The 13,589-nt window shown below is 69.7% G+C and carries 14 protein-coding genes; 9 read left to right on the top strand and 5 right to left on the bottom strand.

All coding sequences use genetic code 11. From position 1 onward, the window contains the following. The first annotated feature begins 235 nt into the window (after window positions 1-235). Genes MCBMB27_RS04355 through MCBMB27_RS04340 form a run of 4 tightly spaced genes read left to right on the top strand, consistent with a single transcriptional unit; the run spans window position 236 to window position 4,063 of the window. Entirely contained in the window at window positions 236-1,120 is an 885-nt protein-coding gene (locus tag MCBMB27_RS04355) for a putative selenate ABC transporter substrate-binding protein (RefSeq protein WP_043387230.1), read from the top strand. A 13-nt stretch (window positions 1,121-1,133) separates the two neighbouring features. Next, window positions 1,134-1,814, top strand: a complete 681-nt coding sequence (locus MCBMB27_RS04350) for an ATP-binding cassette domain-containing protein (protein WP_043345651.1) — start codon at window positions 1,134-1,136, stop codon at window positions 1,812-1,814. Further along, a complete protein-coding gene (locus tag MCBMB27_RS04345) occupies window positions 1,811-3,370 on the top strand; it encodes a PhnE/PtxC family ABC transporter permease (protein ID WP_075379934.1) in 1,560 nt (519 codons plus the stop codon). Before MCBMB27_RS04350 ends, MCBMB27_RS04345 begins: the two co-directional genes overlap by 4 nt. A 30-nt stretch (window positions 3,371-3,400) precedes the next feature. Further along, window positions 3,401-4,063 (top strand): hypothetical protein, encoded by a 663-nt coding sequence (locus MCBMB27_RS04340; protein ID WP_043345662.1) that lies wholly within the window; start codon window positions 3,401-3,403, stop codon window positions 4,061-4,063. A gap of 10 nt (window positions 4,064-4,073) precedes the next feature. Here MCBMB27_RS04340 and MCBMB27_RS04335 read toward each other — a convergent pair whose 3' ends face one another. The 5 genes from MCBMB27_RS04335 to MCBMB27_RS04315 form a co-directional block, all read right to left on the bottom strand. Beyond that, the gene (locus MCBMB27_RS04335; RefSeq protein ID WP_043756438.1) at window positions 4,074-4,796 is read right to left on the bottom strand and encodes a glycosyltransferase family 2 protein; all 723 of its coding nucleotides are present in this window, start codon (window positions 4,794-4,796) and stop codon (window positions 4,074-4,076) included. Then, window positions 4,793-5,866 carry a radical SAM protein gene (locus MCBMB27_RS04330; protein ID WP_043345667.1) on the bottom strand — a complete coding sequence of 358 codons (1,074 nt, stop codon included), beginning with the start codon at window positions 5,864-5,866 and terminating at the stop codon, window positions 4,793-4,795. The genes MCBMB27_RS04335 and MCBMB27_RS04330 overlap by 4 nt, the downstream gene beginning before the upstream one ends. Continuing rightward, window positions 5,863-7,158, bottom strand: a complete 1,296-nt coding sequence (locus MCBMB27_RS04325; RefSeq protein WP_052083583.1) for an MptA/MptB family glycosyltransferase — start codon at window positions 7,156-7,158, stop codon at window positions 5,863-5,865. The genes MCBMB27_RS04330 and MCBMB27_RS04325 overlap by 4 nt, the downstream gene beginning before the upstream one ends. Continuing rightward, window positions 7,155-7,865 carry a TIGR04282 family arsenosugar biosynthesis glycosyltransferase gene (locus tag MCBMB27_RS04320; protein WP_043756437.1) on the bottom strand — a complete coding sequence of 237 codons (711 nt, stop codon included), beginning with the start codon at window positions 7,863-7,865 and terminating at the stop codon, window positions 7,155-7,157. The genes MCBMB27_RS04325 and MCBMB27_RS04320 overlap by 4 nt, the downstream gene beginning before the upstream one ends. A 405-nt stretch (window positions 7,866-8,270) precedes the next feature. Further along, complete coding sequence (locus tag MCBMB27_RS04315) at window positions 8,271-8,816, bottom strand: TetR/AcrR family transcriptional regulator (protein WP_043756434.1); 546 nt, start codon at window positions 8,814-8,816, stop codon at window positions 8,271-8,273. 108 nt (window positions 8,817-8,924) lie between these two features. Between MCBMB27_RS04315 and MCBMB27_RS04310 the strand changes: the two genes are divergently transcribed. The 5 genes from MCBMB27_RS04310 (at window position 8,925) to MCBMB27_RS04290 (ending at window position 13,581) form a co-directional block, all read left to right on the top strand. Beyond that, entirely contained in the window at window positions 8,925-9,713 is a 789-nt protein-coding gene (locus MCBMB27_RS04310) for an SDR family NAD(P)-dependent oxidoreductase (RefSeq protein WP_043756432.1), read from the top strand. Between the two features lie 35 nt (window positions 9,714-9,748). Continuing rightward, on the top strand, window positions 9,749-10,750 hold the full coding sequence (locus MCBMB27_RS04305; protein WP_043756430.1) for an NADP-dependent oxidoreductase: 1,002 nt from the start codon (window positions 9,749-9,751) through the stop codon (window positions 10,748-10,750). Between the two features lie 14 nt (window positions 10,751-10,764). Further along, window positions 10,765-11,631 carry an alpha/beta fold hydrolase gene (locus MCBMB27_RS04300; protein WP_075379933.1) on the top strand — a complete coding sequence of 289 codons (867 nt, stop codon included), beginning with the start codon at window positions 10,765-10,767 and terminating at the stop codon, window positions 11,629-11,631. Between the two features lie 95 nt (window positions 11,632-11,726). Continuing rightward, entirely contained in the window at window positions 11,727-12,905 is a 1,179-nt protein-coding gene (locus tag MCBMB27_RS04295; protein WP_043756425.1) for a thiolase family protein, read from the top strand. 94 nt (window positions 12,906-12,999) lie between these two features. After that, complete coding sequence (locus MCBMB27_RS04290; RefSeq protein ID WP_043756423.1) at window positions 13,000-13,581, top strand: PaaI family thioesterase; 582 nt, start codon at window positions 13,000-13,002, stop codon at window positions 13,579-13,581. Window positions 13,582-13,589 lie beyond the last annotated feature (8 nt).

Below are 13,589 nucleotides of genomic sequence, written 5' to 3'. Positions count from 1 at the left end.
CCGGGACAGCCGCCAGGGCCGAATTCGAACAGGCCGAAGTCGTGACAGCGCCCGCCGGGCCGATTGCCGCAGCGAAGCGACTTCGCGATGGGTAACCGCACGGTGCGGTGACACGAATAAGCGCGATCAGCAGGGCTCGCCGAGCGCTCCGCTAGACATGGGCTAGCTGTCAGTTGATTGGACATCGATGCCGGCGTGGCGTCGATCGCAGTCGGAATCCGAACGGGAGCACTCGATGCTGAGACGGACACTGGGCTGGTCGTTGCTGGGCGCGCTGGCCTGCCTCGCGCTGCCCCAGGCAGCCGGCGCGCAGGGCGCCAAGCCGGCCTTCGTCTTCACCGGCATCCCCGATCAGGACGAGAGCCGCCTCGTCGAGCGCTTCGGCAAGGTCGCCGCGTACCTCGAGGGCAAGCTCGGTGTGCCGGTGACGTACCTCCCGGTGAAGAACTACCCGGCAGCGGTCACGGCCTTCACGAACGGACAGGTCCAGCTCGCGTGGTTCGGCGGGTTCACCGGCGTCCAGGCCCGCAAAGCCTCGCCCGGGGCCCAGGCGATCGCGCAGGGAGCGGAGGATGCGGCCTTCAAGACCTACCTCATCGCCAACACCAAGACGGGCCTGACGCGCACGACCGACTTCCCGAAGGCGATCGCCGGCAAGACCTTCACCTTCGGCTCCCGGGCCTCGACCTCGGGCCGGCTGATGCCGGAATACTTCATCCGCGAGGCCTTTCCGGGCAAGACGCCCGAGGAGGTTTTTTCCCGCGTTGGTTTCTCCGGCGATCACAGTCGCACGATCCAGCTCGTCCAGTCCGGGGCCTTCGAGGTCGGTGCGGTGGACTATTCGGTCTGGGATCTGGACAACAAGGCCGGCAAGATCGACCCGAAGGAGGTCGGCATCATATGGGAGAGCCCACCCTTCCCGGATTATCAGTGGACCGTGCGCGGCGATGTCGACGCGATCTACGGTGCCGGGTTCACGGAGCGGCTCAAGGCAGCGCTGATCGGCATCACCGATCCTGCGATCCTCGCGCCCTTCGCGCGCTCGAAGTTCATCCCGGTGACCAACGCCGCCTACGAGCCGGTGGAGCGCGTGGCGAAATCCACGGGCCTGCTGGATTGAGCCGCGCGCTGCCGTGAGCCTGCCCCGAGCCGAAGCCGAAGTCGTTCTGTCGGGCGCGACGGCGGCCTATGACGGCAAGCCCGTCCTGTTCGGCGTGGACCTCACCGTCCGGGCGGGCGAGCGCGTCGCGCTGATGGGTCGATCCGGCGCGGGGAAGTCCACCCTGCTCGGGCTGATCCACGCCCAGGCCCGGCCGCGGGTGGCCCTGATCCCGCAGGCGGCCGCCCTGGTGCGGACGCTCTCGGTCTTCCACAACGTCTACATGGGCCGTCTCGACCGGCGCTCGACCCTGCACAACCTGCGCACCCTGGCGTTCCCGGCCCGCGCCGATCTCGCTGAGGTCAGCGGGATCCTCGGGGAGGTCGGGCTCGCCGACGCGGTCCGGGCCAAGGCCGGGGCGCTGTCGGGCGGCCAGCAGCAGCGCGTCTCGGTCGCGCGGGCGCTCTACAACGGGCGTCCCATCCTGCTCGGCGACGAGCCGGTCTCGGCCCTGGACCGCAGGCAGGGCGGCTTGATCCTGGAGCGGATGGCCGCCCGCCACCAGACCCTCGTCCTGGCGCTCCACGACATCGCCCTGGCGCTGGCGCACACGGACCGGATCGTGGTCCTCGATGCGGGTCGGATCGTCCTCGACGCGCCCGCCCGCGACCTGGACGAGGCGGCCCTCGTCCCGTTTTACGGGCAGGCCGCATGAACGCCGCGCGTTTGATGCCCGGCGCGGGCTACGCGACGGCGACCCGCTGGTTCGTCGGCGGTGCCGCAGCGGCGCTGCTTGGCGCCGACCTCGCGATCACCAGCCTCCATCCCTGGGCCGACCTGCAGCGCCTGCTCGCCGGCCTGGTCCATCCGGACTTCCCGGCGGTGGAGATCTGGAGCGTCGTCTACACCGTCGCCTTCGCGGTCCTCGGGGTCACGCTCGGGGCCGGGACGGGCTTCGTCCTCGCGATCCCGTTTGCCCGGTCCCGGAGCGTGCGGCTCGCCTGCGCCGGCCTGCGCTCGGTCCACGAGCTGTTCTGGGCGCTGCTGCTAACGCAGGTGTTCGGCCTGTCGGCGACCACCGGCATCCTCGCCATCGCGCTGCCCTACGCGGGCATCTGCGCGAAGGTCTATTCGGAGATCATCGAGGAGGCGGATCTCTCCGCCCTGCGGGTCCTGCCGGCGGGGACCGGCGCCCTCTCGGCTTTCATGTACGCCCGCCTGCCGGAGGTCGCCCCGGCCTTCCGGCACTACACGCTCTACCGGTTCGAGTGCGCCATGCGCTCGACCCTGGTGCTTGGCTTCATCGGCCTGCCCACCATGGGCTTCTACCTCGAATCCGCCTTCCGGCAGGGCCGCTACGCCGAGGCCGGGGCCCTGCTCCTGGTCTTCTACGCTCTGATCGGCTCCCGCCGCCTCTGGATGCGCCTCTCGACCCTGCCGGTGCTGATCGTGGGCAGCGCCCTCGTCCTGCCCAAGACCATCGGATCGACCGACTGGCTGACCAGCCTCGGCCGGTTCCTCGGCCACGACATCGTCCCGAGTCCGCTCCGGTCCGGCGCGCTCCTCGATCCGGTGACCTGGGGCCGGTTCTGGCTGTGGCTCCGGCCGATCGTGACAGAGCAGATCCTGCCCGGCGCGCTCCAGACCCTCGTGCTGGCGCAGATCGCGCTGGTCGCCACCGGCCTCGGTGCGCTCATCCTGTTCCCCCTCGCCTCGCGCCGTTTTGCCGGGCCGATCGGGCAGCCCTTCGGGCGGGTGCTGCTCGTGGTGGTGCGCTCGACGCCGGAATACATGCTGGCCTACGTGCTGCTGCAGCTGCTCGGACCCTCGATGCTGCCGGCGATCCTGGCTCTGACGATCCACAATGCCGGCATCGTCGGCTTCCTGATGGGGCGTCACGCCGACGACCTCGCCTACCGCCCCGACGCGCCGACCGGCCTGAACCTCTACAGCTACGAGACGCTGCCCCGGCTCTACGGGCAGTTCCTGGCCTACCTGCTCTACCGCTGGGAGCTGATCCTGCGCGAGAGCGCGATCTTCGGCATCCTCGGCGTGGCGACGCTCGGCTTCTACGTCGATGCCGCGATCTCGGAGTTGCGCCTGGACGTCGCTGTGCTGCTGATCGTCGCCACGGCGCTCCTGACCGCGATGGTCGACGCGCTGTCCCGGGCCCTGCGCCGGTCGCTGCGCCTCGCCGATCTGCCGACACGGCTGTCCAAACCCCTGCACGGGTCCGCGGCCGACCCGCCGCTGCGGGCGGCCTGTACCTGACGGCGCGCGGCCCTTGAGAGGATCGAAACGATGCGGACGGATCCGTTCACCGATACGTGGCTGTTCCTGATCGGGCAGCAGAGCGACGAGGTCGCCCTCGGTTGGGGGCGCTGGCTGGTCGCGGCCGGTCTCGCCCTGCTGGTCCTGGCCAGCATCGTCATCGCGATCCGGGAATGGATCGAGGATCCGGCCCAGCGGACCGGCCGCGACGTCACCCTGTGGGCGCTGCGCGCCCTGATCGGCGGCATGTGGTTCCAGGGCATGCTCTGGAAGCTGCCGCTCTTCTCCACCGAGAACGGGCTCTATTATTGGACCGGTGAGGAGGTGACCAACGCCGCCTTCGCGATCCACCGGGAGTTTGTGAAGGGCGTGCTGCTGCCGACGCCGAACTTCTACATCCTGGACGTGATGGTCTTCTTCACGGAGCTGACCTTCGCGGTCTCGCTGCTCCTCGGGCTCGGCGTCCGGATCGTCGGGGCGATCGGCGTCGTCTTCGTGGCGCAGCTCTGGCTCGGCCTCTACCTGCATCCGCAGGAATGGCCGTGGACCTACGTCTTCCTCGGCGGCCTCATGGCCCTGTTCAGCGTGTTCGGAGCGGGTCGCAGCCTCGGCCTCGACGCCGAACTGCGCCGCCGGTACCCGCCCGGCCTCACCTTCGGATGGGCCGCGAACCTCGTCCGCATCGCGACCTGAGAGCGGCCGGTCAGCCGGCCGGGCGCCCCTCGCGGGACAGGGCGCGGGCGAGGCGCAGGAAGGTCGTGCCGATCACCCAGGCGGCGCGCATCCCCACCCGCCAGTCCCCCGAGACCTTGGAGGCGCCGCCCTGCCGCGGCCGCTGCCCGACGGCGACCTCCGCGCAGCGCAGGCCCGCCGCCGAGGCGCGCATCAGCATCTCGAGATTCCAGCCGTAGCTCTCGTCCCGCATGCCGAGGCGCTCCAGCGCGTCGCGGCGGATCGCCCGGAACGGGGACATGTCGGTGAAGCGGGCTCCGTAGGTGAGCCGCAGCAGCCAGCCGGCGAGATGACCGGCGACGATCTGCTGGGGGCTCATGGCGCCCGGCTCGCGGTCGCCGCGGATCCGGGAGCCGTGCACGAAATCCGCCAGGTTGGCGCGGATCGGATCGAGGAGGGCCGGCGCGCAGTCGAGCCGGTCGCTGCCGTCGCCGTCGACGAACAGGACGATGCGGGTCTCCGGCGGCAGCGCGGCGATCCCGGTCTGGATCGCCCGGCCGTAACCGCGGCGGCGCTCCACGAGGACGCGCGCGCCCGACGCGGCGGCCCGATCGCGGGTCGCATCCCGCGAGCCGCCATCGACGACGAGGACCGCATCGGCCCCGTGCGCCAGGAGACCCGCCACGACGGCGCCGATCGCGGCCTCCTCGTCGAGGCAGGGCACGATGGCGGTGACGAAGGCTTCGGCGGTCACAGGCTCCAGCGGAGCCCGCAATTGCCGCAGGCCTGCGGCGGCGTGTCGGAGAGAAGGGCGGCCCGGAAATCCACGTAGGCCGGGCCATTCCAGATCGCCCGCAGGGTGTCCTGCGTGGCGTCGCCGAGGGTGTAGTTCTCGTAGCCGCGCTGCGAGAATGGCGCGATGCAGCATGGCAGCGCCCGGCCGTTGGCGGTGACGTACATCACGTTCCAGGGCCGGCGGCACAGGGACCAGGGCGAGCCGTCGGTGTCGCGACGCAGGCTCATCCCCGGCTCGCTCGCCGCCCCGGACGCCGAGAAGGTGAGCCCGAGCGCGCGTGCGACCGCCTCGGCTTCGGACAGGTAATGGGCCTCGTCCGCCTCCATGCGCTCGTAGAGGGCCTGATCGGGCCGCGCCATGCCGAGGGCGTCGTCCGCGAAGTAGACCAGCCGCTGGAGGTAGACCTCCTTCACGCCGGCCTCGGCCGCCACCCGCACGAAGGCGGGCAGCTCCGGCAGGGTCTCCTTGAGCCCGGTGAGCCAAGCCGAGACCCGGGGCTTCGCGTGGCCCTCTCGCTCCTGCAGCGCCCGGAAGGCCCGGACGTTCTTCAGAATCCGTTCGAAATAGTCCTTTCCGCGCACGGTGATGTACGAGGCGCGTGTCGACGCATCGAGCGAGACGCGCAGCTCGTCCAGGCCGGCCTCGATCAGGGCCCGTCCGTTCTTCTCGGACAGCACCGTGCCGTTGGTGTTGAACAGGACGTAGGTTCCGCGATCCTTGAGGTAGCGCACCATCCGGGGCAGGTCCTTGACCAGCATCGGCTCGCCGACCCCGTGAAGCACGGCGCGGCTGAGATCCGGCACCTGATCGACGATGCGCGTGAACAGGTCCCAGCTCATGTCGGCCGGCGGCTCGAGCTCGACATAGGTGCGCGGACAGGTGGTGCAGAGCAGGTTGCAGCGGTTCGTCACCTCCAGATAGAGGCAGACCGGCAGCCGCTCGACGACGGTCTCGACCGTCCGCGGCGCCGCCTCGTGATAGCGACGCGGGTCGATGGCCGGCGTGGCGAGGTGGGTGGCTGCGGTCATCGGGTGAGTCCGGAGCGGCGGCGGAGTTCGACGTGCACGAGCGACGCCGCCGCCACCAGGGCGGCGAGGATCGCCGAGCGGGCCTCGTAGGGCAGCTGCGGATCGCCGGGGACGACGTCGTAGAGCATGAAGCCTCCCACCGTGAGGACCCAACCTGGAAGCGTGGCGGCGACGCTCAAGAACGGCACGGCCAGCAAGAGATACCATGGGAATTCGGGTGACAGCAGGAAGAGTAACATCACGATCGAACAATTGATGTCGCGCAGGCTCCGCTCCGGCGTCCGGATCCTTCGGAATCCGGTCCGCAGCGCGAGGACCGCCAGGATCGTCAGGCACAGGGCCAGGTAGATCTGGGTGTCGTGCGGCCACTGGCCGACCGCCTGCCGCCAAAGCCGCAGCAGTGTGAAGCCGGTGCCCGAGGACAGGCCCTGCTCGTCGGCGTATCCCGTCGCGAGAAAGCCGAGCACGCCGCTCCCGACGGACAGGTAGGGCAGATAGGCCAGCGCGATGACGACCGGCACGAGGGCGACCATCCGCCAGTCCCAGGGTCGCCACAGGCCGGGCAGCGCGATCAGGGCGAACGGCTTGGCCAGCGCCCCCAGCACCACCGATGTCGCGCCCGCGTAGCGCCGGCCGACGGCCAGGGCCAGCCACAGGCCGAGCATCATCAGGGCGATCATCACGCCGTCGATATGGCCCTGGCCCGCGATCTCCCAGATCGGGAGCGGATGCCAAGCGTAGGCCGCCACGCGGGTCTCCGACTGTCCCGTGAGCCGCAGCAGACCGACCAGGGCGAAGATCGTCACCGCCTCGCACGCCACGAGGGCGATCTTGATGGCGAGCGGGCTCGCCGAGATGCGGGTGACGAGGAGGAAGAACGCCTGCGCGATCGGGGGGTAGATGGTCACCGCGTAGTCGGCGCGGTTGATGAACGGGTAGACCTGCGCGTCGCGCAGGAACGCCAGTACCGGGTCGGCCGGGACGTAGCGATAGGGGTTGATCCCGGCGCTCTGCACGATTCCGTCCCAGACGTAGCGGAAGATGTCGGTCGACAGGATCGGCGGCGCGGGCAGCGCGAGGAGCCGCATCGCGAGGCCGGCCCCGACGATGATGGCCAGGGCCCGGGGCCCCGGGATTTCCTCCAGGCGCGCGGCCAGGGCGGCGATCACGCCACCGGCGCAGGCGAGCGCCAGGAACGCATCGTCGCCGAAGCCCTGAAGAAGCGGCATGCCGAGCCCGATCAGCACGGTTCCGGCGATGCCGAGGGCCGTCAGGCGCCGGACAGGGCTCACGCGTCACGCCATTGGGTCAGCAGCGCGCGCGTCGCGGGCGCCTGCCCCCCGACGATGCCGTCCGCAGCGAACGCCGGCGGGATTCCCGCGATCTCATCCTGAAGGAGGCGGAATGTCGCCGCGTCGTCGATGTCGTACCAATGGGGAAGCACCTTAACCTCCAGGCCGATTGCGGCGGCCTGCTCCAGCGTACGGGCCAGCACTGCGTCCGTGCTCCACGGGATGCCGGCGAAGAGTTCGGGATGGTCGGCCTTCAACCCGATATGCGTGTAGCCGCCGTCGATGGCGGGCCCCAGCACCACGCGGTCTCCGGACCGTCGCAGGGTGGTGACGGTGTCCGTGAGCAGCGATGCGGGCAGGGTCGGAGAGTCGGCGTTGATCAGCACGACGCAGTCGTGCGCCTGCTCGGTCAGCAGACGACGCACGGCTGTTCCGAGAATGACCCCGAAATCGGATCCTTCTTGAAGCAGCAGGCGGAAGGCGTGCGGCAGGATGGCAGCGAGCTCGGCCTCCGATCCCGCGGGCGCATAGATGCCGTATCCCTGCCTGCCCAGCGCCTCCGGGACCGCGAGCACGACACCGGCGACATCCGCCAGGAAACAGGCAGAGAGACGTGCTGCCTTCTCCGAGCCGAGGCGTGCGGCAAGGCGTGTCTTGGTCAGGCCGGGGCGCGGGGCCTTGCACATGATCCCGAGCGCTGCCGTCATGCGTCCCTCATGTCGGCGCAGCGCCGCGCGCCTGAAACTGTAATGGGACGATGCGTCCGCGGCAAAGAGAGAGCAAATTGTTGCTGGAAAGCCAAATCACAAAGTGCGACCGGGGTATGGCCCTCGCGGCCGATGAGGTTCTACGGGATGCCGGCGCCGGACCATTCGAGCCCGCACTGGCTGGACGTATAGTGTGGCGCGAGCCTCCGGGAGAAGGGCTGTCCGCTCTTGCCATGACCGCACCCGGAAGCGGACCAGCCGCTTTCGGTCAGTTTCGGCCTCCTTGGCGGCCGCCTCTGAACGGCTGAGTTGGGTGGAAAGCTGATGGGCTGCTTTTCAGCGGGCTATACACTTTAGCAGACATCAGTAGCGTGCTCGTACGGTCGTCCGCACAAATCGTAAGTATCACACGTCTGCCTCCATCCAGGCTCGCGTCTCGGCTAGGACCTCGTTTGATAGCGCCGGATCGTCGACCGCACGTGCGAGGATCAGTGCACCGATCATGGCCGCGTAGCTGCCGATGGCGTCGCGGCGCCGGTTTGTCGTGACCGAGTCAGGAAGCGCCGCCTCGATGTTCGAAATGTTCGAGCGGATGCCGGCAGTCATGGCAGAGCGCGCCGCCGCCGACCGGAGACGGACGTCTGCCGCCAGTGCAGCCATCGGACAGCCGCCGCCTGCGTCGTCCCGGTGGGACGACGAGAGGTAGACTGCCAGGAAGTCCGGAAGCGTGCCTTCCGACCCAGCCTTCTCGGCCGCCGCATGCTCGATTGCGTGCGCCAACAGGTCCTCCTTCGAGGCGAAATGGCCGTAGAAGCCGCCGTGGGTGAGGCCGGCCGCCTTCATCACCTCGGCCACGCCCACCGCCTCGAACCCCTTCTCGCGGAACAGGCGGCTCGCCTCCGCGAGGATGCGCCGACGGTTCTCCCGCATCTGATCCTGGGTGACCCGCATCCTGAAAAATCTCCCGTCCGATCCGTTGACACTAATATGATCGCGATCATATTTGAGTTCAATCATGACGGCGATCATGATTGATGCATGTCTTTGACGGACCCTGTCATGCCGACCAAGCCCACCGTCCTCGTCACTGGCGCCTCCTCCGGGATCGGCGCGACCTATGCCGACCGTTTCGCGCGGCGCGGCCACGACCTGGTGCTCGTGGCCCGCGACGGGGCCCGGATGGACGACCTCGCCGAGCGGCTCCGCCGGGAGACGGGCGTCACCATCGATGTGCTTCCGGCCGACCTGACGGTGCCGGCCCAGCTTCGGGCTGTCGAGGCGCGCCTGCGCGAGGACGACCGCATCGGCATCCTGGTCAACAACGCCGGTGCCAATGTCCGCGGCGGCTTCGCCGACCAGGCGACGGACGACATCGAGCGCCTCGTGGCCCTCAACGCCACGTCGGTGATGCGCCTGGCCAGCGCGGTGGCGCCCCGCTTCGTGCGGGCGGGCGAAGGGGCCATCGTCAACATCGGCTCGGTCGTCGGCCTCGTGCCGGAGTTCTCGATGGCGGTCTACGGCGCGACCAAGGCCTTCGTGCAGTTTCTGTCCCAGGGCCTGATACACGAGCTCGGCCCGAAGGGCGTCTACGTCCAGGCCGTGCTGCCGGCCGCGACCCGCACCGAGATCTGGAGCCGCTCCGGCGCAGACGAGACCTCGCTCCCGCCCATGATGGAGGTCGGCGCCCTCGTCGACGCGGCCCTTGTTGGCTTCGACCGTCGCGAGCCGGTGACGATCCCACACCTCCACGACGTCGGACAGTGGGACGCCTTCCAGGCCGCGCGCCAAGCGATGATCCCGGGCTTCGGCACGGTCGAGCCGGCCCCGCGCTACGCCCCGGCCGGCTGACCCATCCAGCTCCCGAGTTCGGAGACCGTAGTCCCGTGAAGGCGTTCATCCTCGACCGATACAAGAAGAAGCAGCCGCTTCGGCTCGGCGACCTGCCGGAGCCCACGATGGGACCCGGCGACGTACTGATTGAGGTCGCGGCGGCCGGGCTCAACGTCCTGGACGCTAAGATCCGCAACGGCGAGTTCAAGGCGATCCTCCCCTACAAGCCGCCCCTCGTGCTGGGGCATGACTTGGCCGGCACGGTGATCCGCGTCGGATCGGGGGTTCGCCGCTTCAAGGCGGGTGACGCGGTCTACGCGCGGCCGCGGGACGGTCGGATCGGCACCCTTGCCGAGCGCATCGCCGTCGACGAGGCCGATGTCGCCCTGAAGCCGAACAACCTCTCGATGGCCGAGGCGGCCTCGATCCCCCTCGTCGGCCTCACGGCGTGGCAGGCCCTCGTCGGGTACGCCAAACTCAAGCCGGGCGACAAGGTGCTGATCCACGCCGGCTCGGGTGGCGTCGGCACCTTCGCCATCCAACTCGCCAAGCACCTCGGCGCGACCGTCGCGACCACGACGAGCGCGGGGAACGCCGACCTCGTCAGGGGGCTCGGGACGGACATCGTCGTCGACTACCGCCGCCAGGACTTCGAGAAGGTCCTGGCGGGCTACGACGTCGTGCTCAACAGCCTGGACGGGGAGACGCTCCGAAAATCCCTGGCGGTCCTGAAGCCGGGCGGGAAGCTGATCTCGATCTCGGGTCCGCCGGACCCGGCCTTCGCCAAGGCCCAAGGGCTGAACGTCATCTTCTCACTGGCCGTGCGCCTTCTCAGCCTCGGCATCCGTCGCAGGGCCAAGGCACGCGGCGTCGACTACGCCTTCCTTTTCATGCGGGCGAACGGGGCGCAGCTCGCCGAGATCGCGAAGCTGGTCGAGGCGGGGACCATCCGTCCGGTCATGGACCGGGTCGTCCCGTTCGCGGAGACCGACGAGGCCTTGACCGAGCTTGAGGCCGGCCGGTCCAAGGGCAAGGTCGTGGTCGAGATCCGCTGACGGGAGCACCTGACATGGACATGCCACTCTCCCGCTTCGCCGAGCCCATACGTCGATGGGTGGACGCCCCGACCCGCAAGGTCGAGGCCGCCGGCACGACGTTCGCCTATCGCCAACTTGGGCTTCCGGCCCGCGTACCGGTGGTCCTGCTCAATCACTGGGGCGCGAACCTCGACAACTTCGACCCTCGCATCGTCGACGGGCTCGCGGCCGGTCGTACGGTCATCGCCCTCGATTACCGCGGCGTTGGCGCCTCTGGCGGCAAGGCACCGCTCACGGTCGCGGAGATGACGACCGATACGGTCGCGACGCTCCAGGCGCTCGGGCTCGACCGCGTCGACATCGTCGGCTTCTCGCTCGGCGGTTTCGTCGCGCAGGAGGTCGCGCTGCGGGCGCCTGCGCTGGTGCGCAGGCTGATCCTGGCGGGGACCGGTCCCGCCGGCGGCACCGGCATCGAGCGGGTCGGCGCCGTGTCCTGGCCGCTCATCCTGAAGGGGCTCCTGACCTTCAAGGATCCGAAGACCTACCTGTTCTTCACCGCCTCAGAGACGAGCCGGCGTGCCGCGAAGGCGTTCCTGGGGCGCCTGAAGGAGCGAACCTCGGACCGTGACACGGCCGTTGGCATGGGGACGTTCCTGAGGCAGCTCAAGGCGATCAAGGCCTGGGGCCGGCAGGCGCCGCAGGACCTCGCTCGCGTCGCGTGCCCCGTCCTCGTCGCGAATGGCGACCGGGACCTCATGGTGCCGAGCCCGAACTCGACGGACATGGCACGCCGGCTGCCGAACGCCGAACTCGTCTTCTACGAGGACGCCGGCCACGGCGGCATTTTCCAATACCACGAGGCCTTCACGCGGAAGGCGGTCGCCTTCCTCGATGCCTGAACGAGGGACCGTCGGAGGCAACGGGCCTCCGATGGGTTCGAGCCCTCCCCCCCGATTCCTGATCCGTCGAACGCTCAAGACGAGGCAGCACGACCATGCGTGACATCGTTCTTTGCCATCCCGTCCGCACCGCAATCGGCGCCTATGGCGGTAGCCTGAAGGGTGTGGCCGCGACCGACCTCGGCGCGACCGCGATCCGGGAGACCCTGAGGCGGGCCGGCCTGGAGGCCGGCAAGCTCGGCGGCGTGACGATGGGCAACGTCGTCCAGGCCGGCAACCGCATGAATCCCGCCCGGCAGGCGGCCGTGAACGGCGGCGTGCCCGTCTCGGTGCCTGCACTCACGGTCAACCGGGTCTGCGGCTCGGGCGCGCAGGCCATCGCCACGGCGGCCGACGAGATCCGGCTCGGGCACCACGACGTGGCGGTCGCCGGCGGCATGGAGAACATGGACCGCGCCCCGTACCTGATGGAGGGTGGCCGCTGGGGGTACCGCATGGGCCATGCCCAGATCCTCGACAGCATGCTGAACGACGGCCTCAACGACGCGTTCTCCGGCGAGCATTCCGGTTGGCACACCGAGGACCTCGCCGCGCGGTCCCAGATCGGTCGGGAGGCGCAAGATGCCTGGGCGGCCCGCTCGCAGGCGCGGTTCGCCAAGGCGCAGACCACCGGCGCGTTCGACGCCGAGGTCGCCGCCGTCGAGGTCAAGGGCCGGAAGGGACCGGAGACGTTCGCTCGCGACGAGGCGCCCCGGCCGGAGACGACGGCCGAGACCTTGGCCAAGCTGAAGCCCGCCTTCCGGAAGGACGGGACCATCACTGCCGGTAACGCACCCGGCCTGAACTCCGGCGCGGCTGCGATGATCGTGGCCGAACGCGGGTTCGCCGAGGCCAACGGCCTCGACGCCTACGGGCGGCTGGTCGCCTACGGCGTGGGGGCCTGCGAGCCCGGCCTGTTCGGCCTCGGGCCCGTCCCCGCCGTCCGGCAGGCGCTAGAACGGGCCGGTTGGAGCCTCGGGGATCTCGGGCGGGTCGAGATCAACGAGGCCTTCGCCGTCGTTCCCCTCGCCGTCGCGAAGGAGCTGGGCCTGCCGGATGACATCGTCAATGTCGAGGGTGGTGCAATCGCCCACGGCCATCCCATCGGGGCGACCGGTGCGGTCCTGACGACCCGCCTCCTGCATTCCATGAGGCGGGACGGCATCCGGCGCGGTCTCGTCACCCTCTGCATCGGTGGCGGCCAGGGCATCGCACTGCTGCTGGAAGCGAACTGAGGGCCGATCCGGCGGCTCGAAGGGATCCCCGCTCCCCTGCCATCGAGCCCGTCGAGGACCCGTAAGGTCACCCCGCCGAGAGGAACCTGCGTAGATGGCCGATGACGATGCTACAAACTTGCAGCCGCTCCGCCGTCGCATGGTGGAATGGTCCGATCCCGCGGTGCTGGCGCGAGCCGGCCACGGTCTCGATGGCCTCGGGTTCCTGCGCAAGTTGATGGCCGGAGAACTTCCGCCGCCGCCATTGATCGCCCTGCTCGGCATCGACCTCGTCTCGGCCGAGCCGGGCCGGGTCACCATGCGGATGATGGCGGGCGAGTATCACTACAACCCGCTCGGTACGGTCCACGGCGGGGCGGTCGCGTCCCTGTTGGACAGCGTGATGGGATGCGCCGTGCATTCCACGTTGCCTCACGGCCGCAGCTTCACCACCCTGGAGATCAAGGTGAACTACCTGCGGGCCGTCACCACCGCCTCGGGGCCGCTCACCGCCGTCGGGGAGGTCGTGCACGCCGGGCGTCGGCAGGCCGTGGCCGAGGCGCGGCTTTTGGACGGCTCCGACCGGCTCTGCGCCACGGCGAGTTCGACCTGCCTGCTCCTCGACGTCCCGGCCCGCGACCGCGCCGAGCCGGAGGTCATCGACCCGGTCCTGGCGGCCTGGACGCAAAGCTCCTGATGCGCGCC

The sequence above is a fragment of the Methylobacterium phyllosphaerae genome, assembly GCF_001936175.1.
GTDB lineage: Bacteria > Pseudomonadota > Alphaproteobacteria > Rhizobiales > Beijerinckiaceae > Methylobacterium > Methylobacterium fujisawaense.
This window is presented reverse-complemented; position numbering and strand designations above follow the sequence as displayed.